Source organism: Aestuariivivens marinum (assembly GCF_022662175.1).
GTDB lineage: Bacteria > Bacteroidota > Bacteroidia > Flavobacteriales > Flavobacteriaceae > Aestuariivivens > Aestuariivivens marinum.
Window position 1 is genome coordinate 33,172 of the sequence record NZ_JAKMCR010000002.1, and the last position, 25,624, is coordinate 58,795.

General features: G+C 35.6%; 15 protein-coding genes and 2 pseudogenes. 1 reads left to right on the forward strand and 16 read right to left on the reverse strand.

From position 1 onward, the window contains the following. Positions 1 to 147 precede the first annotated feature (147 nt). The 13 genes and pseudogenes from MR053_RS07380 to mnmE form a co-directional block, all read right to left on the reverse strand. Positions 148 to 1,161 (reverse strand): PorP/SprF family type IX secretion system membrane protein, encoded by a 1,014-nt coding sequence (locus MR053_RS07380; protein ID WP_242131829.1) that lies wholly within the window; start codon positions 1,159 to 1,161, stop codon positions 148 to 150. 26 nt (positions 1,162 to 1,187) lie between these two features. Then, positions 1,188 to 10,886 carry a T9SS type B sorting domain-containing protein gene (locus tag MR053_RS07385; protein ID WP_242131830.1) on the reverse strand — a complete coding sequence of 3,233 codons (9,699 nt, stop codon included), beginning with the start codon at positions 10,884 to 10,886 and terminating at the stop codon, positions 1,188 to 1,190. Between the two features lie 367 nt (positions 10,887 to 11,253). Continuing rightward, the gene (locus MR053_RS07390) at positions 11,254 to 13,767 is read right to left on the reverse strand and encodes a PorP/SprF family type IX secretion system membrane protein (RefSeq protein ID WP_242131831.1); all 2,514 of its coding nucleotides are present in this window, start codon (positions 13,765 to 13,767) and stop codon (positions 11,254 to 11,256) included. 1 nt (position 13,768) lies between these two features. Further along, on the reverse strand, positions 13,769 to 15,208 hold the full coding sequence (locus tag MR053_RS07395; protein WP_242131832.1) for a T9SS type B sorting domain-containing protein: 1,440 nt from the start codon (positions 15,206 to 15,208) through the stop codon (positions 13,769 to 13,771). Between the two features lie 134 nt (positions 15,209 to 15,342). After that, complete coding sequence (locus MR053_RS07400) at positions 15,343 to 16,674, reverse strand: hypothetical protein (protein WP_242131833.1); 1,332 nt, start codon at positions 16,672 to 16,674, stop codon at positions 15,343 to 15,345. Positions 16,675 to 16,944: 270 nt separating this feature from the next. Next, positions 16,945 to 17,391: a hypothetical protein gene (locus MR053_RS07405; protein ID WP_242131834.1), complete on the reverse strand. Its 447-nt coding sequence runs from the start codon at positions 17,389 to 17,391 to the stop codon at positions 16,945 to 16,947. 242 nt (positions 17,392 to 17,633) lie between these two features. Next, entirely contained in the window at positions 17,634 to 17,918 is a 285-nt protein-coding gene (locus MR053_RS07410; RefSeq protein ID WP_242131835.1) for a sigma-70 family RNA polymerase sigma factor, read from the reverse strand. Positions 17,919 to 17,950: 32 nt separating this feature from the next. Beyond that, a pseudogene (locus MR053_RS14045) lies at positions 17,951 to 18,277 on the reverse strand (sigma-70 family RNA polymerase sigma factor); the annotation flags it as partial. A gap of 12 nt (positions 18,278 to 18,289) precedes the next feature. Then, positions 18,290 to 18,367, reverse strand: a pseudogene (locus tag MR053_RS14050) (sigma-70 factor domain-containing protein); the annotation flags it as partial. Between the two features lie 70 nt (positions 18,368 to 18,437). Continuing rightward, positions 18,438 to 19,187, reverse strand: a complete 750-nt coding sequence (locus tag MR053_RS07415; protein ID WP_223550442.1) for an NYN domain-containing protein — start codon at positions 19,185 to 19,187, stop codon at positions 18,438 to 18,440. A 5-nt stretch (positions 19,188 to 19,192) separates the two neighbouring features. Beyond that, complete coding sequence (rpsU, locus tag MR053_RS07420) at positions 19,193 to 19,387, reverse strand: 30S ribosomal protein S21 (protein ID WP_223550440.1); 195 nt, start codon at positions 19,385 to 19,387, stop codon at positions 19,193 to 19,195. A gap of 53 nt (positions 19,388 to 19,440) precedes the next feature. Continuing rightward, entirely contained in the window at positions 19,441 to 19,635 is a 195-nt protein-coding gene (locus MR053_RS07425; RefSeq protein WP_242131836.1) for a cold-shock protein, read from the reverse strand. 293 nt (positions 19,636 to 19,928) lie between these two features. After that, entirely contained in the window at positions 19,929 to 21,341 is a 1,413-nt protein-coding gene (gene mnmE, locus MR053_RS07430) for a tRNA uridine-5-carboxymethylaminomethyl(34) synthesis GTPase MnmE (RefSeq protein WP_242131837.1), read from the reverse strand. Between the two features lie 61 nt (positions 21,342 to 21,402). On the opposite strand from mnmE, the gene MR053_RS07435 reads away from it, so the two are divergent. Continuing rightward, positions 21,403 to 22,539 (forward strand): TlpA disulfide reductase family protein, encoded by a 1,137-nt coding sequence (locus MR053_RS07435; RefSeq protein WP_242131838.1) that lies wholly within the window; start codon positions 21,403 to 21,405, stop codon positions 22,537 to 22,539. Here the strand turns inward: MR053_RS07435 and MR053_RS07440 are convergent. The 3 genes from MR053_RS07440 to menD all read right to left on the reverse strand — a co-directional run bounded on the left by MR053_RS07440 (position 22,528) and on the right by menD (position 25,600). After that, entirely contained in the window at positions 22,528 to 23,361 is an 834-nt protein-coding gene (locus MR053_RS07440) for a CvfB family protein (protein ID WP_242131839.1), read from the reverse strand. The two genes, MR053_RS07435 and MR053_RS07440, sit on opposite strands and share 12 nt — an antisense overlap. 105 nt (positions 23,362 to 23,466) lie before the next feature. Then, positions 23,467 to 23,805 (reverse strand): DUF2853 family protein, encoded by a 339-nt coding sequence (locus MR053_RS07445; RefSeq protein WP_242131840.1) that lies wholly within the window; start codon positions 23,803 to 23,805, stop codon positions 23,467 to 23,469. Positions 23,806 to 23,839: 34 nt separating this feature from the next. Beyond that, the gene (gene menD / locus MR053_RS07450) at positions 23,840 to 25,600 is read right to left on the reverse strand and encodes a 2-succinyl-5-enolpyruvyl-6-hydroxy-3-cyclohexene-1-carboxylate synthase (RefSeq protein WP_242131841.1); all 1,761 of its coding nucleotides are present in this window, start codon (positions 25,598 to 25,600) and stop codon (positions 23,840 to 23,842) included. Between the last annotated feature and the right edge of the window lie 24 nt (positions 25,601 to 25,624).

Consider the following 25,624-nt stretch of genomic DNA (forward strand, 5'->3'; position numbering starts at 1 on the left):
GTAAAAAATAAAGGATGTTGAGTATGTTGATACAGATATATTAAGTTGTGGCTGCATTCATTATGGTCCCGTCCCAAATAAAGGCAAAATAATTTTACACTTAAAATTTAAAGAAGAAAACAAATAAACACTATTGCCCAACTTCAATTAATACCTTACCCTAGTCTTTGTACAAGGACAATTACTAATACCCCTTAAGAAATTCAATCCAATTGTAACCACATGTGTTCCAGAATTATAGGCAGACAAACCATTAGCCGTGATTTGGTAAGCATAGGCAAAATAGAACTTATTTTGATTTAGCCCCAGCATAGGTCCAACATTAAGAGGTTTTAAGAATTGGTCGTTCAAAAAACGATAGGATATCCCTCCAAACACATAGTTGTCGTTCCTACCAAACTTCTTTACCTTAAAATTGAAGTCCGTACTAGAACGCTTGTCGCTGGTAAACATTTGGTAAAATATAGAGGGCTCAAACTGCAGGCCATTACGTATGGGCTTTCCGAACACATAGCCAGCATAAATTTGATAATTCATTAAAAATCGTGGCTCTTCTTGAAAAATCTGGTTTTGAATATCCTTAAATTCATCCAAACTTTTATCAAGGATGTTGTTTAGGTTCAAACTAATAAAGAAATCCTTGTATCGGTACAAAGCCCCTACATCGAAGTTTAAATTAGATTGTGCCCTATCGTCTTCAATACCTAGCGCCGATGCTGGTATTGGATTCCCATTGCTATCATAACCCACAAAATTATTGATGTCAATTCTAAAATTATTAACGTTCAATGAAATTCCCAACGATAGATACTGTTCAGACGTCACATCCAAAATCAAATGGTGGGCAAATGAAAACTTGGATCCTGTTTGTATGGTATTACCGTTACGATCATTGTAAAAAGAAGCTCCGAGTCCTGAACGATCACCAATTCGGATATCTGCATATACTGACTGGTTATCTGGTGCATCTTTGATACCAACCCATTGGGTCAATCCATTTGCCCTGATCTTCAAATAATCTCCTATACCCGCAAAGGTTGGTGAGACCACAAAATCGTTATCGGCCAAATACTGGGTATATACAGGCAAATTAAGCTCCTGACCATAACCAAAGGTTGCGGTAGTAAACAGAACACATATAAGTAGGTTTTTAAGTTTCATAATATCATGTTTGAGGGTTAACATTCTTATCGGTACAAGGTAAAATGCCCTACAAAGTCCCGATCGTCTTTATTGTCGTTTAGTTTTATTACATACCAATAATCACCTGTTGGCAATTCACGGCCATTATATTTACCATCCCAGGTATCATTTACCCGTAACCTGGCCACAATACGTCCATAACGGTCATAGATGTCTACGGTTAAATCCTTATAGCTGTCCTTACCGCATCCAGGACCCCACTGGCCTCCTGTATTTGGAGTGAAATAGTTAGGTATACAGAGGTCCACAAATTCAAAATACCCTGAGGCCTCTGCGGTACAGCCATTACTATCGGTTACAACTACTGTGTAGTTTCCAGTTTCGTAAATCTGGAATGTATTGGTGCTTCCAGTGGACTCTCCGTTAAATGTAAATTCGTAATCACCGGTTCCTCCTGTTGCGATAGCAACGATTTCATTAATATTGGTGCTTTCCACAAGAACGACCTCCAAAGGCTCGTATGCTGGTATATCAAACAGATCAGTCTGTTGTATGCAGCCATTGGTATGTCTAACGTCTATATAATGACCCATACCTGCAGGTACATCGGTAAAGACATTACTCACCTGATAAGGACCTCCATTTAATGAATAATCTACATCGGATAGATTGGTTATGCTATCGTCAATAGTTACCGTAACTATGTTGGTTGATGAATTATTGGCACAACCCAACTCAACAATTATTTCAGGGTTAATTCTTACTGATTCTGGAAATGTTATGTTCCATTCTGATTCACAACCTTGGGCATCACGTACATATACGGTATGGTCGCCACCTGCCAAGCCAACAAAATCAAATTGGGTTTGTGTAGCTCCACCAGTAGTATAAGTGCCATTTATATCGTCTAAAGCTACACTATATGGTAAACTTCCTCCTGAAATATCTATACTGAATTCACCATCCATGTCGCCTTCACAAACTTCGGGTAATATAGAGTTTGGTACTATGCTCAATATTACAGGAGCTGCCTCTACAATTTCAATATCTTCAAGTAATATATAACAACCCAATTCATCTTGAACAATAATATCATAAAACCCTGGTGAAAGTTCATCAAAAATAGCTTCATCAAAGAACTGATCCAATCGGGGTGTTATGGCATACTTAATAATGCCTGTACCACCTGAGGCGATGACTTCAATAATACCATCATTTTCCCCATTACAGGTAATATCGGTTACCGTATATTGTGCCACCAACGGTTCAGATGGTTCGGTGATTATTACAGTGGCCGAAGTTACTTCACAATCTATGCTTTCCACATGTACTTGATAAGTTCCTATTGGCAAATCTGTAAAGACCCCTGGACTATTTTGTGTAGCACCAAGAATGTCATTTCCACCACCATCTTGAAGTGTATATAAATAATTGCCTAAACCGCCCTGTGCCTCGGCAACAATTACTCCAGTAGAATCTCCAGCACAGTTAACAGTAGCATTGGTAGTATCTAAATTCACGGTTAATGGCTCCAAAGGCTCAATGGTTATTTCATTAGATACAACAGCTATACAACCGTTGGCATCCCTAACGTAATAAGCATAGGTACCAGCAGGAACAGAGAATGTGGTTGATGTTGTAAACGAACCCAAAACACTTGTAAATGATGCAGAGTCACTATAGTCATAAGTTCCTGTGCCTCCAGTAGCACTCAATGTTAGTGTGGTATCGTTTAAACAGGTCTGTGTGGTTGCCGTTACCAAAGAGGCTATTATTTGAGTCGGTTCATCGATGATTAGGTCTGGTGTGGTAAACGAACAGTTATAACCATCCGTAACGGTCACATTATATGTTCCCGCCCCTAAACCATTAAATATTGGTGATGTTTGAGGCCCAGATGAACTTACAGTTGGAGCGAGCATATTCAATGTGTAACTGTAATTGCTACCTTGTCCTCCTGTTACATTACTAACCGTAATGGTTGCATTAGTATCTCCAAAACAGCTTAATAATGTTGGTGTGGCTGTTATTGTAGCATCGATAGGTGTCGGTAAATTAAGTGTTATATTTTCTGAAACGATACAGCCGCCAGCATCCATAACGTTAACCGTATAAGACCCAGCTGAAAGTTCTGTAAAAGTTCCATTTGATGAATAGTTTACCGTTGCAGCACCTGTTAATTCATATTGGTAACCACCCCATCCGTCACTTGCTACAGCAGTAATTGTGCCTTGATTATCATTACAGGTAACATTGGACGTTTCGGTAACCGAAAGCATTAATGCAGACACTGGTGATGCTATAGTTACCATATTTGATGTTGTTGAACAGAATGGACTAGCTGTTTCTGTAATTTCAATATAATAATTACCCGCAGCCATACCATTAACTACTTGGGGATTAGTTGAGGTGTTACCCGCCAAAATTCCACTTATAGATATTCCTGAACTATCAAAAACTTCATAATTATAGTTACCAGAATAACCAATTATAGTAAATTCGAATGCACCATTATTGTCACCGAAACAAGTTACTGGCGTAGTTGCATTAGCAATAACTTCTATAGTGTCAAATGGAGCGATTGTTAATGCTGGAGTAGCTATACTACAACCAGTATCTAAATCATTAACTTGGAAATAGTAGGTGCCTGGATCAGTAATAGCAAAAATATTCGATGCTTGAAGCGTACCACTAGGTAATAGTTGATAATTAAAATTACCAGAACCTCCAGTAACAGCTATTGAAACTGTACCTGTATTATTACAATCTATTGGCGTGGCTATAGCTACAGAAGCCATAGTCAATGCAGGTAGCGGGTTAATGTTTACAGAATTTGATGCGATACAACCGTTATCATCCCTTACGTAGATAGTAATGGTTTGAACACTGCCGGCATCTATAATATCAAAAGTATTCGTCGTAAAATAGTTAGTACCATCTATACTGTAAGTGAATGGAGCAGTTCCTCCACTTTCAACTATGGTAAGCGTTGACGTGTTTACTGAGTTATCTGGTGCACATGCAAAATCGGTTGCAGATCCTGAAACCACTAATAACAATGGTTCCCCTATAACAACAGGCTCTGTTTCACTACAATTTCTACCTGAAGTAACAGTAATATCATAATTTCCAGCTGGTAATCCTGTAAATATATTTGAACTTTGTGGTCCAACTAATACAGGACCAGAAGTAATCTCATAAGTATATGGTGGATTATCGTTACTTGCTGGCAAGTTTACGGTAATAGTCCCATCATTACCACCATTACAACTCACGTTTGTTGCTATAGGTGTAAACACTACTGGAGTTGCTGCATCCAAGGTTATATCTACTTGGTCAGTACATGCTGAAGTAGCGTCTTCTATAGTAATGGTATAAACACCACTTGGCAGGCTATTAAATACATTTGATGCTTGAGGACCTACCAACACAGGTCCAGAGGTAATTTCATAAGTGTAATTTCCAGAGCCACCATAACCTGTTGCCGTAATAATACCGTCATTATTTGTACATGAAGGTAATGCGGTTACTTGAGCATTAATTTGAATAGGCGGATAGATAGTAATTGTATCGGTTGCCGTACACCCATTGCCATCTCTTATCGTTACGGTATAGGTACCTGGAGCTGAAACTATAAAAGTAGCGCTTGATTGGAAATTCACGCCATCAATACTGTAAGTAACAGGTGCTGCTTCTCCACCGCCAGGTGTAGCAGTAAATGTGTATGAACTACCGTCAGAAGTACATTGATCATCTGCAATAGCAGGCAATATCACTGTTGGTGTGGGATCTGTCGCAATAGTCACATCAAGCGGTACTGCAATATTACATCCGTTTGAATCACGAACATAAACATCCCAATCCAAACTAACACCAGCATCTAAGAATGCTAGATTACTTGTGTTCCAATCTCCTGCATTGGGTAAAACACTATCAACGACGAAAGCGTATTCATAAGGCGGTGTACCTCCACTAGCATTTACTGCTACTTGAGCATTTTGGTTACAGTTGGCATTTGTATTAACGACTTCGGCAAGTATTAATTCTGTTGGTTCTGTTATCTGGAAATTTACAATAGCAGTACATTGTGTTGACCCCAAATCAGTTTCAGAAACTAACAAATAGTAATCCCCTGGGGCTAATCCAGATACATTGTTACTGTAATCGGCTCCTGTTAAACCAGCAACATTCCCAATTATTCCTGTAGTCATATTGGTCAAATTTTCAAATACTTCCCAAGACAAGTCTGTTCCATCATAACCTGAAACAGTAAAATCAAAACTACCATTATTTAAAGCAGGTAATTCATAACAGGTAACATTTGTAGGTGTTCCAGCTACTTCTATGGATGATGGACTTGGAACTGCTGGCACTTCCTCTATATAAGTACATCCTGTACTAGTGTCTAATACTTCAAAAACATAGCTTACATCGAACATTAAACCAGAAAATTGGTGATTCCTTTCACTAGGAGAAACATTAGAGGTTGGTAAACCGTTAGGTGAAACCCCATCGGTTGGATTAAAAATCGTTGTACCATCATAAATGCGTATCCTAAATGGTCCTGTACCATTAACTATTTCAACATTATATTCTACTCCTGCAATACAGGTTCCTCCTGCACTAGTAGTAATATCCAGATTATCAACATCAGAAGCCACTAAATAAGGACCAAAATTATACTCACAACCATTACGATCTATGATTCTTAGATAGTAATTACCGAAATCCAAGTCATTAAAAGTGACATTATCATTTGATGTAGGCCCAAACGGATTGGTTGAAGATGTAGCAGCTATAGCTCCAGAACTATTTAAAAGCGTATAGGTATAATTAAGTGTTCCTCCTGTTACATTAAGAATTTGTATAGCTCCAAGTACATTACCTCCTACACCGCATGTAATGGGTGTAATTATTTCTGATCCCAGTGTTATAATACTTGGTTCATTAATAGTTACCGAACCATTAAACACACAATTATTAGAATCCTGTACAATATAGTTGTATGACCCAGCAGCTAAACCACCATATATAGTCTGTGAAGTAAATCCAGAACCATTAAAACTTACTACGTAAGGAGGCGTCCCCACTGTTTCATTAATATCAATGGTTACAATACCACTGGAATCTCCGCTACAGAAAACATCAGTGGCAGTAGTTGTAGCTGAAGGATTTGTAATTGGTTGGATTGTCACCACATTTGTTAAAGCGATACAGCCCAAAACATCAGTAACTCTATATTGGTAATTCCCTGTTTGCGCATTATTGTAGGTGTATATTGGGTTTCCTGTTACTGTAAACGCACCGCCATTAAACGATACTTCATAATTATATGGACCTGTACCACCAGAAACCGTAATATCAACTTGAGCTTCAGGGTTAATGGTACAATCCAATCCTTTTAACAAACTAGCCGAGGCTGTTAATTGATCAGAGATAGTTTCTGTTGGTAAGTTAAAAATACAACCGTAGGAATCCCTTACTATAATATCATAAATCCCTGGTGTTAAGTTTGAAAAAATTGGACTCGTTTGGAATACACTTCCATTAATACTATATTCATATGGTGGATTCCCTCCTGAAGCACTCACTTCAAGAGAAGAGGCATTCGTCCCATCAAAACAGTAATCGGCATTGATTATCGTTGCCGTTGGATTACTTGGTGTACTTAAATTGAAAGTCGTTGTAACAGCGCAACCATTGGCATCGGTAACCGTAACCGTATAAGTTCCTGTTTGTGTAAGTCCTCCAAACGTATTACTGCCTTGAGGGCCTAATACAGAACTATCTGGTTGTTCTAGTTCATAACTATAGCCACCCCAACCACCTGATGCAGTAATTGTTACACTACCATCAGCATTACAAGTAATTGGCGATTCTGTAGTAGAAACTGTTAATGCGGTTGGTGGTCCGCTTATGGTTACCGTATCGGTTGCTGTACAGTTAGTGGCTGTATCTGTAATGACTATTGTATAGCTACCTGAAGCCAATCCGTTTAAACTAATTGGTGAAGCTCCTGCTATTGAAGCCCCTCCATTTAAGGTATAGGTAAATCCTGAACTTCCCGAAACTGTAAATTGGGCAGTACCATCTGAAGCACCAAAACAAGTAACATTACTTAAAGCTTGTCCCACTACTGTTAACACAGGTAATGAATTGATGGTAAAGCTTTCACTATAAGTACAATCGTTGGCATCCCTTACTTGGAAGGTATAAGTGCCTGGTGCCAATCCTGTAAATACATTTGAGGATTGATAAGCCGTTGTCGATCCAGAAGGTGCAATGATTTGGTACTCCAAAGGCGCTGTACCACCGGTAGTACTGATAATAGTAACATCGGAAGTGTTTGTAGGACACGTTAATGGTGTACTACTAAAGTCCATGTCGGTTGGCGGATCCAGGGCATCAATTGTAATAGGTGCCAATGCTGAAGAACATCCACTTGCATCTCTTATAGTAACAGTATAAGTACCATTGGTTAATCCTGAGAACGTATTTCCAGATTGAAAATTCACGCCATCGATACTGTATTCATAAGGCGACGTTCCTCCTGTGACTCCGGAAACTGTTATAACACCATTGGTTATACACGTAAAAGGAGAGGTTAAAGTCGCGGTTCCTGTTATTGGGGCTTGCGCAGTTATCGTTATCGTTTGTGCTACAGTGGCACATACATCGGCATCATAAGTATATTGTACAACGACATCATAACTACCTGCCGATAATCCATTAAACACAGGTGAACTCACAAAGGTAGTTCCTCCGTCAATACTGTACATTAAGCTATTGCCATTGGCATTGGTCACATTAACAGATATTGAACCACTATTGGGATCGTCAGCACATAAAATATTGGTTTGACTTATGTTGAATTCTGGGGGTAAAATACCATCAACAGTAATTGACGTAGAAGCTTCACACCCATTAAAATCTAAAACAGTAATGTTATACGTTCCAGCAGTTGTAACCACATATTCAGGATAGTCTTGTGAAACTGTCATACTATTAATAAAATAGTTATATGGTAGTGTTCCTCCAACAGGATAAATGGTTATTTCTCCATCAGTACAGGTTAAAGGTTGTGTTAATGCTGCTGTTACTGATATTACAGGAGTATCTATAATATCAATATTACCTGTAAAAACACAACCATCATCTGTAGATACATTATAAGTGTAAGTGCCTGAATTTAAATTTGAAAAGGTGTAATCACTAGCGTTGATTGGCCCAATGCTATTTATTAAAGTGCTTCCTGATGATAGACTGTAATAATATTGTGGAAGTGCGTCGTTAACTTGCAACTGAATGCTGCCTTTATCACCATTACAATCTGGTTGTGTGACCACAGTGGTTAGGTTCGCATCACGAAGTCTAACATATATACTAGGGGTTTGGAATGTACATGGAAACGAATTGGCTACAGTTTGTTGTATATAAACGGTATAATAGCCAGGTGTATTTATGGAAAAAGTGTTGGACGCTTGGTAAGGTCCATTAGGATCTAAGCTATATTCATAGCCTGAAGGCACCCCACCAACAGTTACACTACCGGGACTAGTACAAATAATATCTTCAGCCGATATGGTTGGATTTAATAAGTTTTGGTATACATTAAAATAGAAAATACTAAAACATCCACCAGGATAAGTAATTACAAGTCTAAACTCTCCTGCTGCATTTGCTACATAATCGGGTCCTGTCCCAACTTGGTTCCATGTACAGGCATCATTTTCGTTAGCACAATCATCAATTGTCATTGCAGGACAACTATTTTCATCCAATTGCTCCCATACAATTGAAGCTGCATCGCTAATCCCTGTGTTTATTGTTCTGTTTTCATTTGCACCACATAAGAAAATATATGGCAATTGCTTCCCATCATTTGGGCAAGTAACCACTTGATCAGCATACGGAATAACGGGATTGTTTTGTGTAGTTCCGTATAGGGATACAGTTATAGCTTCCTCAATCGAAATACAGGTAGATGATGTAGTATTAGTTACATAGTAAGTTCCAACGGCAGTTGCTGTATAGGTTTGACCAGTTCCTATTACAGGTGTTCCTGTTGGACTTGTTGACCAAGAATAACTATCATACCCAGAAGCAGCGGTTAAAACAACACTACTTCCACACAATATTTCAGTTCTAGTAAAATCACAATTGGATATGTCTACAATAAAGTTTGTAGACCCTGGAACACCTAAACACTCCTCAGTAGCAAAGCTACCTTCCTCCTCAATTATAGTTGGATTAATTACCCCTCTATAGGTAGCGAAAGCCTGATTCTTTATTTCATTCGAACAAGCCTGACTTAAGTCATAGCAGTTAGGTACCACCTGAACTGCTAAACGAATAACATAAGAGGGATCGTTTACTTCAACAGATCCGTCTGGTATACTGAAAATCAACGTTCGGGTATCAGGATCCCAAGACTGTAACATAGCTCCACCTGCATTAGATAAATCAATATCGGTATTGGGGTCAAATACAATGTTGTCTGGTAGTACATCTTTTATAGTAAACTCAGTAACATTATCGTTTCCAACACTCTGGTAGGTTATTTCATAAAATAATTGGTCTCCCAAATACACATCACCACCATCAATATCATCTCCAGCAGTATCTAAAACCACTTTGGTCAAATCAATATCTGGAGCGATGATGTCTACGGCAAAAGCTCCTAAAAAAGTAAAAATGGGATCAGCTTGTCCCTTTGCCACTTGCAATCTAAAGTCTGCAGAAGTATTACCATTCTTGATAAATTCTGGTTCAGAATTAATAATTTCCAAAAATCCAGTATCATAGCCCAAAGTGTTAGAACTATAAGGAACCCTTGGATGTGATACACCATTTTCATTTTCAATTACCGAACCAAAAAACTTATTAGCCGATCTTAATGGTGTGGTAACTTCTTTACCATTAATTTCTAACTTTGTGGCACGTTTAGTCCTATCACCATCCAATGCAGCATATGCAAACTGTAAATCAATATTTCCAGCAGGAGGAGTAGCAAAACCTGTTACAGGAACGGTTTCTTGGTGGCCATCATATATGTGACTAAAACCATCAAAAATATTAAATGATTTTGTGTGTAGATTAGGATCTTCATAAATAACGATTAGAGTCCACCCTGCCGATAAACCCGTAGAATGATTAAATCCTAAACTAGAAGTGACATTAGCAACAGCATAAGTTCCTTCAATATCAGTTAAAGCTGACAATAAATCGGTTACTTCTGCATAACATGCGTAAGGTGTATTGCTTGGTTCGCCAGTTTCAGCTGGAATTGGAGATACAATAGCATCATAAACTATTTCTCCAGTAATATCAACATAAGTAGTGCTTCCTGGTAACTTAAATTTTACTTTATCAATATCTGCCCTGCTACCACTTTGCAATATAGCCCCCCAATACAACCCAGCATAAGCAACTCTGTAACACGTTGTTGCACTACCATCTGGCTGAAGATGCAAAGACAAATCGGCACTACTAGAACTATAGGTAGAAGCATCACTATCGATGTCAATATACTGCATTGAAATATCTTGATTGTCCCTATTAAGATCATTAAAATCAAGATTGTTTTCACCTAATATTGTATTACCTACAACAAGCATGCTTCCCTTTACTTCAACATTTCTCCTTAAGGAAAAAGGCTTGTAAGATTGTGCTATACCCGAAAAGCCCAGTAGCAAAAAGCAGAAAGAAGCAAGAATAGTTTTTACATAAGTAGTTTTTTTCATGGTTGCCGATATTTTCTCATAACTTTTAACTGGGGAAATTAAAAGTCTTGTTTTTTAGTGTTTAAACATTAATATGTAGTTGAAATCATATAATTAAAAACTTTCATCTATTATTTATGCTTTTAAACGGAGTAAATATCGTAAATTTTTTTGGAACAATTATAAAATTAATTGAAAAAAGTGCTTTTTATCGATGTTTTTTTTACATTAATCAAGTATTATATAATTTAAAGTAGTCTTTTTATTACATTTTATATAATATATAAAAAGTTTTGTGTTATAGAAAGTAAGAAATCTAAAAAAATACATAGAAATGAAAATGAGTTCAAAAATTTAAAATTAATTTGTACCCGTATTTTAAATACTTTTAATCTTCAATTTTAACAACAGACATATTGGTATTATAAGGCGCACTACTTTTTGATTGCATAGCAGAATTTGCTGCTTCTATATAATCATATTTCTGATAATAGATATAATACTTACTCGAATTTACATCAAAAAAGAAATCGATGTTGGTCTGTCCTGCTGAGATGGCCTTTCTCAAGAACTCATCCCTTTTGTTAACATCGGTATGTACAGCAACAACAAGATAAAATCCGTTATCTGTATGATTCACTCCTTTTAGGATTTGAATATTACTTAATATTTCACCAGAATCGAAATCTTCAGGCCTTAAAGGTTCGTTACTAAGTGGTGTAATTTGCTTAAGCAGCTTTAATGTCTCTCTATCTTTTTGATATCTTGCTTGTTCATTATCATAGGCAGCACGCTTAATTCTACGCTTTCTTTCTACTTCAGTTGCTACACTAATACTTTCTAGCTCAGATAAAAGATTGGCTTTTACTACTAAAGCTTGGTTTTGTTGTGATTTAAGTTCATTAATTTTTTGTAAATAGAACACATTGATTTTATCCGATCGATCCGTAACCGATTTTAATCGCTCATTATACAAACGCTCTAGTTCGGATAATTGACTGCTTTGAGACTTAATAATATTGTCAATATCCTCCTTTATGGCCTCTATCTCCCTATTCTCGGCAGATATGCTCTTAAAGGCCTTTGGAGCCGTATTATAAATACCTTGTTCACTTAAATCATTTTCTTCTTTAAGATCATCCAAGTCTTGCTGCTTACTAGCTACTTTAGCTTTTAATTGAGCCAATAAATCCTGTTGTTCTATTTTAGCTTTTTCTGTTAATACAGTTAAATCCGCCAACTCCAATGCGGGCCTGTCCTTGGCAACTGGTATAAGCACACCATCCAGCTCTTGCATTGCAATTTCCTCATCTTGCTCGGCTTTGGCTTTGGCTTCTGCTTCTTCCTTGAGTCTGTTTTCTTCTGCTAATTTGGCTTGTGCTTCAGCTTCCGCTTTAAGCCTAGCCTCTTCAGCTAGTTTTTCTTGGGATTCTCGTTCGGCCTTCAATCTTGCTTCCTCGACCAGTTTGGCTTGTTGTGCCTCCTGCTCGGCCTTTAACTTGGCTTCTGCTTCAGCTTTTAATCGTGCGGCCTCAGCTATTTGCCGTTGTCTTTCAAGTTCAGCTTTCAACTTAGCTTCTTGTTCGGCTTTAATGCGTCTTTCCTCAGCCAATTTCGCCAATCTTTCCCTTTCTGCCTTTTGTCTGGCTTCTTCTGCCAATCTGGCCTGAGCTTCTTGTTCTTCTTTTAATTTTGCTTCTGCTTTAAGTTTAGCTTCCTGTTCTGCTTGAAGTCTAGCAACCTCTTCAGCTTTAATTTCTTCTGTAGGGGTTTCTGTTACCTGTTCTATTTCTTTATTATTGGTAGTTACTGCACTAGTATCTACCTTAACTGTATTTTCCTTAACTGTATTTTCCTTAATTGTTCTAGGTTGTCGTACTACGCGTGGCCTGTTGCTATTACTTGCCACTTTTCGTCTAGCAGCAATACTTTTTGTTCGTTTTGAAGGTGTGATCAATGCTTCTTCATCGTCATCATCGGCATAATTATATCTATAGGCTTTCTTAAATTTATAAGCCAAAGTGATTTCATGTGAATTTCCAAAGCCGGACAAATCACCAATGGCCTGCTCATAGTTGTATTCCAATGCAATTTCCTTGGTAAGATTTAACCCTATCCCGCCAGACACCCCATAAAGTGAATTATAACCTGCCTGCATCCATATACCCTTAGGAACGGTTAACATGGCGATTCCAGAAAACACAGTATTGTCACTCTTAAATTCCGATCTTATTAGTGCAGAAAATTTGCTTTGATCTAAAAACCCACGCGTATTCATATAGCCAGTGTACATAACATGAGCTTGAACACTTTGTCCGGGATTGTCTTCTAGCATTTGTGATGTTGAAAAATTATAGGCGACCATATTATTTACAGAAAGTCCGAAATCGAAAAAGGTAGTCCCATAATTAATCCCTGGATTTATTGCAATTACAGAATTGTTTGGAATATTATTCAGTGAAGGGTCTGGAAAGTTTGTTACTACCTTACCCTCGTTAATACCACTTTGATAAAAACTTAAATTCACACCAAATGTGAGATTACTATTACTATTTAAAACGGCATTATAAGCAAAATTGAGTGTGCCTCCAAAAGTAGTCAATACACCATAATCCTGTTGAAAAAGTCCAATACCAGCCCCAATATTTTCCCTAAACCTGCCAGAATAACTAAACAAATAGGTTTGTGGAGCATCATCAAACTGTACCCATTGCCTTTTATTGGTAAAGCTTATGTATTTATTTTGTTCCCTAACAAAACTAAAAGTAGGGTTTATGGCATATCTATTAAATCGTAATCCATTTCTAACAGGTAAATCAAGGGCTACTACCCCATTTTCTTGAGCATGGAATTGTTGAAGGAAAGCCAATAGAATAATATGTAAAAATAGATATTTTCCCATGCTATTTTAATACCGTTATAGAACCTTTTTTGGTACTATTGTTAGCTGTTGTGATAATATAATAGTAAACAGGGTTTATATCATTGAAATCCAACTGGGTCTGGGGCCAGTTATTTTGATAATCATTTGTGTATAGCACCATTTTACCATGTGAACTATAAATAGCCACTTTAGTATTTGTACCACTCACATACTGCTGAGGTATCACCCATGTATCATTTACTCCATCACCATTAGGACTAATTACATTCGGAATATTTCCAACCGCAGGAAAGGCATCAATAATTACAAAAGTATGCTCTACCGAAGCCAAGCAACCACTTGTTTGGGTAACAACAACTTTATAATCACCTGTTTGAGTAGTTTCATAACTAGTATTTACAGCACCAGTAATTGGCGAATCATTTCTATACCATTGAAAAGTAGGACTAACTGCGTCCGTGGTGACAGTAACAACTAAAGTTTCTCCTTCATCAATATAGTTGGTTTCCGGCACATCAATAGAACTGGTGAACCCTTCCGCATTTAAAGTAATTGATGCAGTATCTATACACTCTCCCAAATCAACTTCAACAGTATAAGTTCCAGATTCATTGGTTTGATACATTTGACCAGTGGCACCATCTATTTCAATATCATCCTTGAACCATTTATAACTTTGACCGGAAATTGCATTTAATGTTGTTGGACCATCACCAGAACAATAAGGATTTCCTAAGCTTGAAGCAATTTCTGAGGATGAACCAGAACCAGACTCACTTACAGTTACCCTATTTGAATAAGAGTTTGATGTACAGGATCCATAATTAGTCTCTACAAAATAGGTTCCTGGTTCGTTTACTACTAAGCTCTCTCCAGAATCTACAAAAGCTGAGGTCGAAGGTCCTGTTTCCTTATACCAGTTATAGGTTAATGATGGATATTGTAAAGGCGAATTGTTTGATGGCCCACCTGGGTTATCTATAGTTAACAAATAACTCCCTCCAGGACAATAAGCCCCTGTAGCCACCAAATTATTAATGGTAAAAGGCTCATCCTGAGCTTTATAATATGCTGGAAAAGCATCGGATGGGGTACTTGAAGCAGCAGGGGATGTACTTTTTATCCTTAATTTATAAGCTTCACCAGAAACTGTAGTGGGTAATGAAAATGTTAATGTGGCTGGTGAAGTCGTAACACTTCCTGTTGTAGATGTAAAAATAACTGTTGCACTTGAGAAATCACCAGTGTCATCAGATAGTTCAATAATGAATTGATTGCTAGCGGTTAAATCACCTTCAGGTGAAAAGGTAAACGTAACATTATAAGTGTTAAATGATTCGCTTGCACAGGCCTGGCTAAAACCCAAGTTTGGTTTACTAATTACGATTTGCGCATTCAATAACGCTGTAAGACATGTAGTAAATATAACAGTTAATATAATGTTCGCGTAATGTCTCATTCTATATTTTTGATAAGAGGATTTAGTTAAGCAAGTCATCATTGCTTATAAACATAGACAATAATTAACAACAAGATGTTAATACATTTTTTCTAATGAAGCTCAAAAAACATAAATGGTAAATCAGTTTTTAGTTAATCGTCTAAGTCTGGGTCGTTGTTCGTAGCTATTATTTTATTAATTTTTAATCTGAAATCAGGACGTCTTTCATTATTCAAATCAATAAAAGTTTCTGCATTATGGCCTTTTGAATACACATTAAAAAATGCACTATTACCATACCAATTTTCTAAATCATCATTATTTGTATTGTTCTCAACAAAAATATTTCCATTACAATTATTAAAATACATTTCAGAAAATTGAATCTTTTCTAAATTTTCTTGATTAATGGTTATCTTTTTTTCAAAAATTACAGCTGGATTAAATCCTGAAACGACTGTTTTTTTCATATCCAATGATGAATTATGTCCTACATAAATACCTTCACGTACCAAGCCCAACTTAATATCAGATGCCAGGTCTTCACTATCATTTAGGAGCGTTAAATTTTTTGCCATTACCGTTGTTCCTTTTTTAGACAAATCCACTTCGCCTTGTTCTTGATAGGAAATTATATGTACACACCGTGATGAGCCTTCACTATTTGAGATATATGGTGAACGAACAGCTAACGAATTGATTAACCCACATTGAGCTCCATAATTAAAGTTAAAATCATTTCCATTAGATTTATAAGAAACCACCTGCTCAAGGTTGAATCCACCTCCCAATATTTTAAAAGCATCACCTGCAGCATAACTCACCATAACATTACTAACTTTGGTTTTATTGCCAACACCAGCGAGTAATAATCCATCAAAATAGCCTGCTGTTTTTGTTCTTTTACCCGCATATTCTATTCTTACATATCTAAGAATTCCTGAATTGCTCTCTACGTTGTCACCTCCATAATTAGTATTTCCGTAATTATTGGCATCTAACTGTTCGTGAAAAGCTGCCACAGAACCATTTCCAAATTTGTTGGTAGGTGCATCTCCCAATATCATAATCCCTCCCCAGTCTCCAGCACGCTTAACACTTTTACCAGATGTAAATACGATAGGATCTGTCTCTAGACCATCTGCAATAATTTTAGACCCTTTAGATATTGTTAATGACCCTTTCGTTTTATAATCTCCTATTATTACAGTACCCGGCTCTATTGTTAGTGTGGCATTATTTACAACAAACACACTTCCTAAAAGCAAATAAACATATCGTTTAGATAATCTTGTGTCCTTATTAATACTTCCTGTTAAAATTTGAGTAGGTTCTCCATAGTATTCTTGATTGGGTCTAAATTGTGTCCAATTATTTAACCAGTTATCTATACCTACTATTCCCTTTTCTTGTTGTGCATAGGAATTACTATATATTCCTAATACTAAGAGAAACAATAGAAACATTCTAGTAGATTTTTTCATGGCAAAAAATTTAAAAATGATTAATTATTAATTTATGACCAAACATAATAAAAAATATCCATGTAATGCAAATTTTTACGATAAAATGCATATTTTGGATATATTTTGTGTTTTTTTATCGATAAAATGCAGTTTTAAAAGGTAAAATACCATAGGTAATATATTTCTTAAAATTTTGTTAAATTTTAAAAATTGGATTGAATACTTCTATTAAAACAAAAAAAGCTAATGAATACACATTAGCTTACAAATAAAATTAAAATATAATGTTTAATGAAACTCAGCATATTCATGCAGAGATTTTAAAGTTTCTTCATAAAAAAGAATGGCTGAAACTAAATCGTCTGTATCAGAATAAGGCAAAATACGCTTTTGAAAATCTGCATTGTCTTCCAAAAAACTGTCTGTAGCTTCAAATTGCTTATCTAAAATCTTACTGTTATCCTTATCGTTTGGGATACCCAATGTAGACATTGTTACACCTGGTTTGGTGGCAAAAGCAATATAAGGTAATAACTTAACTAAGCTTTCAATACGCTCAACATAAAGGCCTAACAAAATACCTTTAGGCATACGCTCCAATTCTGGCTTATTATGATATTTTTTTATAGCGACACCTTCCTGAATAATACTTTTTTCTTCTTTATTCTTTTGAGCAAAACCAATACCGGTTACCATAAAAAAACACAACGTAAAAAAAATAATTTTTGTTTGCATATCGTAAATTTTAATAACACTATGCCACAAACATAATACATTTTATCGACATTTTATGTATTTAATCTATTTTTTTATATTTCAAGACAGTATTTTCTTTCTTTTTTATGAAATGCAATAATCTAATTAATTACAAATTAAGAAGTTATATTAGAACACTAAAAAATTAGAATAAATATAAATTACAAATACTTAATTAATAAATGTGATTTACTAGTTTCTTTTATTAATAAAATAGCCAATTACTCTATTTGGCCATCACGTTCTCTTGTAATTACAAATAGTTCTGGTATTTCATCTATAGCCTTAGTAGGCTTTCTATTACCAATACCATAATTAAGTCCAATTATTTCTGATTCTCTTTCTGAAAGTGTAATAAAAACAACCTCTAAAACGTAATGAAGTGAATCAATAAACAGTACTGCATCTGGTTTTAGAGACATAAATGTTTTTATAATATTGTACAAACTTAGGTTCTCATCTTCAGATAATGGTGCATCCATAGAAGTACTGTACCCAGAACTCATTATACAAAGCTCTATCTCTTCTCTTTAAACATCTATGATCTCTGAAATTTCTTCAATTGTAAGTTCTCTATAATGATTTTGCTCAAAAATACAGTTGCCTTTTTTATTTTTACCAATACTTCAATTTTATTAAGAGTCAATCGAATAGTTCTTGAATTTTGGGATAACAACTGAATAATACTCTGTCTTATCCACCAAACAGCACAGGAAATAAATTTAAATCCTCGTGTTTCGTCAAATTTCTTAGCTACTTTTAACAATACTAGATTGCCCTTAGTGATTAAATCGGAAAGAGGCAAACCACTATTTCGATATTGCTTTACAACTGAAACAACAAATCGTAAATTGGCAATAATTAGCTCGTTAAGTGCTTATTCATTTACATTTCTTATCTGTTTTGGTAATTCAACTTCCCTTTCTGCTGAAACCAAATTTATTTTACCAATATCACTTAAATACTTGTGCCTAGAGAAGAATTATCCCTAATTGTAATTTCCTCAACCATTTAAAGAGGCCTCATTAAAGATTAGATTGTTGAACTATTTTAACATAAATAAGCTTCTGTCTGTTATTAGGGTTTTTTCGTGGTTCTATTTCAAAATCACTTATAGATTTAATAAATGGCGTTAGTTTTTGGTAACCATAGTTTCTAGGATCGAAATTTGGTTGTTTTTTTTGAATTAAGGCTCCAACTTCTCCTAAGAAAGCCCAACCTTCGTCATCTTCAAGGTCAGAAATAGTAGATTTAATTAAATTAACGACTGCTGGAGTAATTTTATCAATCTTTGATTTAGGCGTTTTCACCTCCAAAGGGGTCAACTTATCTTGTTCGGTCTCTTTTTTTAATATTTCTAAATAAATAAATTTATCACAGGAAACTATAAAAGGGTTTGGCGTTTTCTTTTCGCCTATACCATAAACTATCATTCCAGCCTCCCTTAGCCTTATGGCTAGTTTTGTAAAATCGCTATCACTGGAAACCAAACAAAACCCCTTGACCTTTTCAGAATATAAAATATCCATTGCATCAATTATCATGGCCGAATCGGTAGCATTTTTGCCTACTGTATACCCATATTGCTGTATAGGTGTTATGGCATTTTCAAGTAATACTTTTTTCCATTTAGCTAAACCAGGCTTTGTCCAATCCCCATAAATCCGCTTTACTGTCGGGTTTCCATATTTGGCTATTTCCTCCAATAATTCCTTAACATATCCAGAAGGTACATTATCACCATCTATTAAAACCGCTAAATGCAAATCATTCATAACAATTATATCTCTTTAGACCGTTCATAGTCTTCTTTGTATTTTGCCTTTGCAACCTCCTCTCGTCTTCTAGTCGATTTTTTTATAAAATATTGATTGTCCTTTATTGTCCTTAGTTGTTTAGTCTTTCTTACTTTTTGCTTAAAACGCTTTAAAGTACGTTCAATATTTTCTCCTGTAATTACTTTTATAACAAGCATGTATATAGTTTAAAAAAATGGCCTCTAACAATTCTTAGAGGCCATTTTGAAGTTTATCTTATTACTTCAACATTAACTGCATTTAACCCTTTCTTTCCTCGTTCGATATCAAACTTTACTTTGTCTTTTTCGTTGATATCGTTAATCAACCCGCTTTGATGTACAAAAATATCTTCTTGTCCGTCAGATAATTCAATAAACCCGAATCCTTTAAGCTTATTATAAAACTTTACTGTTCCTTCTTTCATAATTATAGTATTTAAAATGTTTAAAATTGTTTAACTGAAATGCGAAAAAACAACAACAAGTTAAAAACTAGAGAAACAAGCAGTATCCAATTACATTAAAGTGATGTTAGCCAGAAAATATAGGAAGGAGTTAAACTGAAAGGAAAAATCTTTACTAAATAATAATATTGACCAACTATGCAAAGAAACGTCTTTTAATTTGATTTATATAATTATAAGTCGACTATTTTTAATTAACAAGACCCTAATAATTAACACATTTTAAACAAATACATGTGCTTAACAAGCATAATTTACTTCCCGATGCAAAAGTTAGCAAAAATATTTCCCAATAACTCATCGTTGGTCACCTGTCCAGTAATTTCACCAAAATGATATAAGGCCTGTCGTATGTCAATAGCCAATAAATCCCCTGAAAGGCCAGTCTCCAAGCCTTCCTTTACCTTATTGATTTCTTCAAAGGCTTTTAATAGGGCATCGTAATGACGGGAATTCGTTACAATGGTATCATTATTACGCAAAGCACCTGTATTTACAAAACTTAACAAGGTATTTTTGAGTTCTTCGACACCTATTCCATTTTTAGCCGACAAAAATTGGCTGTGTGACCCTTCGACTGTGCTCAGGGTAATCTCTAAATCTTCTTTTTGAGCTTTTGCAAGTTTATCAATTTTGTTTGCTAAAACAATTACAGGTTTTTGAGGATATTTGTTTTTGATCTTTTGGATCTCAAGTTTTAGGTTTTGAAATTTCTCACTATCGTTCGAAATGACATCAGCTTCAAAAAGGTAGATCACCACTTGCGCCTGTTCTATTTTCTCAAAGGTCTTTTTTATACCCAAACCTTCAACCACATCTTGAGTATCACGAATACCCGCAGTATCAATAAACCTAAAACCAATACCTCCTATAGTAATTTCATCCTCAATGGTATCTCGAGTTGTTCCTGCTATGTCCGAAACAATAGCGCGTTCTTCATTCAACAGGGCATTCAATAAAGTCGACTTCCCCACATTGGGCTCTCCCACTATCGCTACAGGAATACCTTGCTTGATGACATTCCCCACAGCAAACGAGTCTATGAGTCGCTTTAAAACAAAAGTTATTCGATTGATTAAATCTTTGAATTGGGTACGATCTACAAATTCCACATCCTCTTCGGCAAAATCAAGCTCCAACTCTATTAGCGACGCAAAGTTTAATAGTTCTACACGCAGTTTAGCAATTTCAGAAGAAAACCCACCTCGCATTTGTTGCATGGCAATTTGGTGGGATGCTTCATTATCACTCGAAATTAAATCGGCAACAGCTTCAGCCTGGCTTAAATCCATCTTACCATTTAAAAAAGCACGTAATGTAAACTCTCCTGCGGTAGCCATACGACAGCCTTTCCGAAGAAACAATTGAATGATTTCCTGCTGAATATAATTTGAGCCATGGCATGAGATTTCCACGACATCATCACCCGTATAGGAATTTGGATTTTTAAATACCGATACCAAAACTTCGTCTATTGTTTTTTCACCATCTATAATATGTCCTAAATGGATGGTATGTGTTGCCTGTTTACTCAACTGCTTTCCTGAAACCGACTTAAAATTAGCCTCTGCTAATGTTATAGCATTTTTTCCCGATAAACGAATGACCGCAATAGCTCCCGTACCCGATGGTGTTGCCAATGCTACGATGGTATCTTGATGTATCATAGCGCAAAAATAATTATATTTGGGCGAACTACAGCAAGCAATTAAACATCTTAAAAAGATAATGAATAAACTGAGTTACCTACTACTTTTCTTACTATTTTTTTCTTGTCAAAACCAAAAGCCTTTTAAAGACAGCTATAGTATTGAAGTCCATGCTCCTGGTATTTATAATGGCATGCGTGCCTATTTAAAGGTTCAGGATGAACGCGGACGTTTAATTAATAAAGATACTGCCATAGTTATAGATGAAAAGTTCTCGTTTCAGGGTAAAAGAGATGAACCTAGCTTGGAACTACTAACAATTAATGGTTATGAAGGTTTTTTGCCTGTTATTATTGAAAATGGAGAGATTTATATATACATTGAAAAAGATAGCCTGTTGACCTCAAAAATAAGTGGTACGGCGAATAATGAAGCCTATCAACGTTATTTTAAGAATGAAAATAGTCTAAAAGATAAGCTAAAGACACTTACTTCCAATTACCAAAAGGCCACAGCTTCAAACAGTCGTGACCAAAAAGCCATTCTAAAGGAAATAACCCAAACTAGAGAAACACTAAACGAACTGCCAATAACTTACATAACCCAAAATAAGGATGTTTATTTATCGGTATTGATACTTAATCAAGCGATTCAAAACCGCCAGCTTAATTTTGAGCAAATTGAAAGTGCTTACAATAGTTTACCCCAAGCGTTAAAAACATCAACGAATGGTAATAAAATTGGAGCTTTTATCACAGCCCAAAAGCAAATCATGGAAGCTGAAAAAGCAACTCAAATAGGCAATATGGCACCTAATTTTAGTGCGCCTACCCCAGAAGGTCAAACACTTGCTTTAAATGACGTAAAAGGAAAAGTAACAATCATCGACTTTTGGGCATCATGGTGTGGTCCTTGTCGACGCGAAAACCCGAATGTGGTTAAGCTTTATGAAACCTATCATAAAAAAGGCCTTGAAATTATTGGTGTTTCACTAGATCGGGAAGGGCAAAAAGACAGGTGGCTTAAAGCCATAGAGGATGACCAACTGACTTGGCATCACGTATCTAACCTAAAATTTTGGCAAGACCCCATAGCAAAACTTTATAATGTTCGCTCTATACCAGCGACATTCATTTTGGATACCGAAGGCAAAATTATTGCCAAAAATTTGAGGGGCCAAGCATTGGAAAAAAAAATAGCTGAATTACTCAACTAAATAAATACCATCTGATTTAATCTCAATTAGACGTTTTTTGTATAATGTGCCAACAGCTTTTTTAAAGTTCTTTTTGCTCATTTGAAGCAAGTCTTTAATGGCTTCCGGATCCGATTTATCATTAAGGTTAATATAGCCATCATTATTATTAAGCTCTTGCATAATACGGTCTGCATTAGGCTCAATGCTTCTGTAGCCAACCTTGCTCAAGACAATATCCAGTTTATTGCCTGGTCTAATTTTTTTTACATAGCCCTTAAGCTTGTCTCCAATACTTAAATCCCTAAAAATATTATCATTATAGATTAACCCATGGTGTATGTTATTAACAATAACATTCATCCCAATATCAGAAGGGTGTGATACAATCAAATCAACTTCATCAAACTGACTAACAGTAAGCTCTTTATTATCTATAAATCTATTAGTTTTACTAGACGCCACTAGCCTGTTGGTTTTCTCATCCATGTAGCAATGAATCAAATACCAACCACCAGCTTTCATTTTAAAGACCTGTTCTTTAAACGGACAAAACAATTCTTTTACCAAACCCCAATCTAAAAAAGCACCAAATGAAGTAACTTCATTGCATCGAAGCAATGCAAAATCGTTTCTCGTTACTAAAGGTTTGTCGGTAGTAGCAACCGGACGCTCCTCATTATCTAAATACACAAAAACATCAATTTTGTCCCAAATCTTAAATGTTTCTGGCACATATCTATTGGGTAACAATACTTCATTGCCATCTTCATCAGCAAGGTAAACCCCTTGTTCTGCTTCCCTAAATATTTCTAATGTATTGTAATGCCCTAATTTTATCATGCCGCAAAGGTAATGTATTTCAACTGAGTTAAGGTGAAAAAATCAAGGCAGAAAAACTAAAATAAATCCAACGTTGGTTGATTCATTTTAAAATCCATACCGAATTCAATAAGCAGCTTCTTTTCCAAAGTACTTAGTTAATAAGTAGTAAACCACTACCCTATACTTACTCCGGTTGGTTCGTCCATACTGTTCTATAACCGATGCGATAACTTGATCTAATGCAGGCTCATCATTCAACCCTAACTTTTTGATTAAGAAGTTGTGTTTAACACGTTCCAATTCTGAAGCATCGGAGCTCGAAACTGTTGAGGAATCTGGGTTATAAATCGAAGGACCTAAACCAATGGCTATTTTTCTCAATAAATCCATATCGGCATCAATATCAAATTTTTCCTTTAAATCGAAGGCGTATTTAACAATAAGTTCTTCTCTTTTGTTCATATTGGATAGGTATTTTAGGTATTTAAAGATTAAATTACTTTATAAATTCGAAATATTCAAGCAACACTTTATCATTAATAAGTCTTGGCGTAAAAACCTCTAACAATTTAGGTATTTTACTTCTTGAATAAAAACGTGCAAGAGCCTGTTTTAAATCTGTTTCATTAGACACACTAGCATAGTCAAAACCATACATGTCACATAAATGCATAGCACTTAAACTATGTGTAGTTTCAAAGTAATCATCAAAGTTTTCGGTATCTTTATTACCGGGTAATATTCTAAAAATACCTCCGCCTTGGTTATTGATGATGATGATTCTAAAGCTTTTGGGGATATAGTTATTCCATAGTGCGTTACTATCATAAAAAAAGCTTAAATCTCCTGTAATAAATACGGTTTGTTTAGCGCTTACTGTAGCACAACCTATAGCTGTAGATGTGCTACCATCAATACCACTAGTGCCTCTATTACAATATACCTCAATACTTTTATTTAAATTGTATAATTGTAAATAACGAATGGTAGAACTGTTACCCGATTGTAAAATAATATTTTTTGGTAACGATTTAACCAAAATATCGAATACCATAAAATCACTAAATGGAATTTGCTTCAAATAGTCTTTATGTTTTTTAAGGCGTCTTTGTTTTACCAATGTCCAATTATCACGATAGTTGCTTTTTACATAATATGTTATTTTGGGTAAAAAGTTTTCAAAAAACTGGTTGGGAGTGGCAACAATATGATTATTCAAACAAAAAAAGGTGTCATTAGCCTGTTCTATATCTATATGCCAATGTTGTTTGGGTTGGTATTTTCGCAACAAAGCTTTTATCTTCTTGGAAACAATCAATCCGCCAAAAGTCAATAAAATGTCTGGACACAACTGCTGTTTTTCATCATCATCTAAAGGTGCGATAATTTGGTCAATACTTGGAAAAAAACTAGAGCCATGTATATTGGAAGTAGTCTCAGTCATCACCACAACACTTTCATCTTCACTCAACTCGTCCAACCATTTTTGATCGATAGCGTTTGGCGTATTACTCCCCACCAAAACCAGTTTTCGCTTGGCTGTGTTCCAATCTTCCAAACATTGTCTAATTACATAATCTTCAATAGGTTTTCGTTTGTTCGATAACTCGATAAGCTCAGGAGTTACCGAAAGTTTATCAACTGTTTCATACAGTGGCTCATCAAAAGGCACATTAATGTGGATAGGACCCTGTTTGTGAACTGCAGCGTTAATAGCAGTATTAATAGCTTCCTCATTAAAAGTTTGGATATCTTTTTGTAGCCCTAACAAACGTTCAAATTTATCTTCTAAATTTTTTATAATTGGCAACTCTTCGTTTGTAGGAATATTATATTCATCCTTTAAATCAAGTTTCAAATTTGCTGAAAAGAGAATATGGTTTTCAAATATATTCTTTTGATTTATGGTTTGTCCATCACCAATGCCAATTAAATGTTTAGGTCTATCGGCTGAAATAACCACCAGAGGAATATTACTATAATACGCTTCAGCTACAGCTGGATAATAATTTAACAAAGCACTACCAGAGGTACAAACTACCGCAGTAGGCTTTTGCATCTGCTGTGCTATACCCAATGCAAAAAAAGCAGCACAACGCTCATCGACAATACTATAGCAGTTAAAAAAAGAATCGTTTGTAAAACCTATGGTTAATGGGGCATTTCTACTTCCTGGTGATATTACAATATGTTTAACGCCTTTGCTTTTGCAAAGTTGAACCACTGTTTGGGCCAGCGGAATTTTAGGATATATCATTTACTTTTTAATCTATGCCCAAAA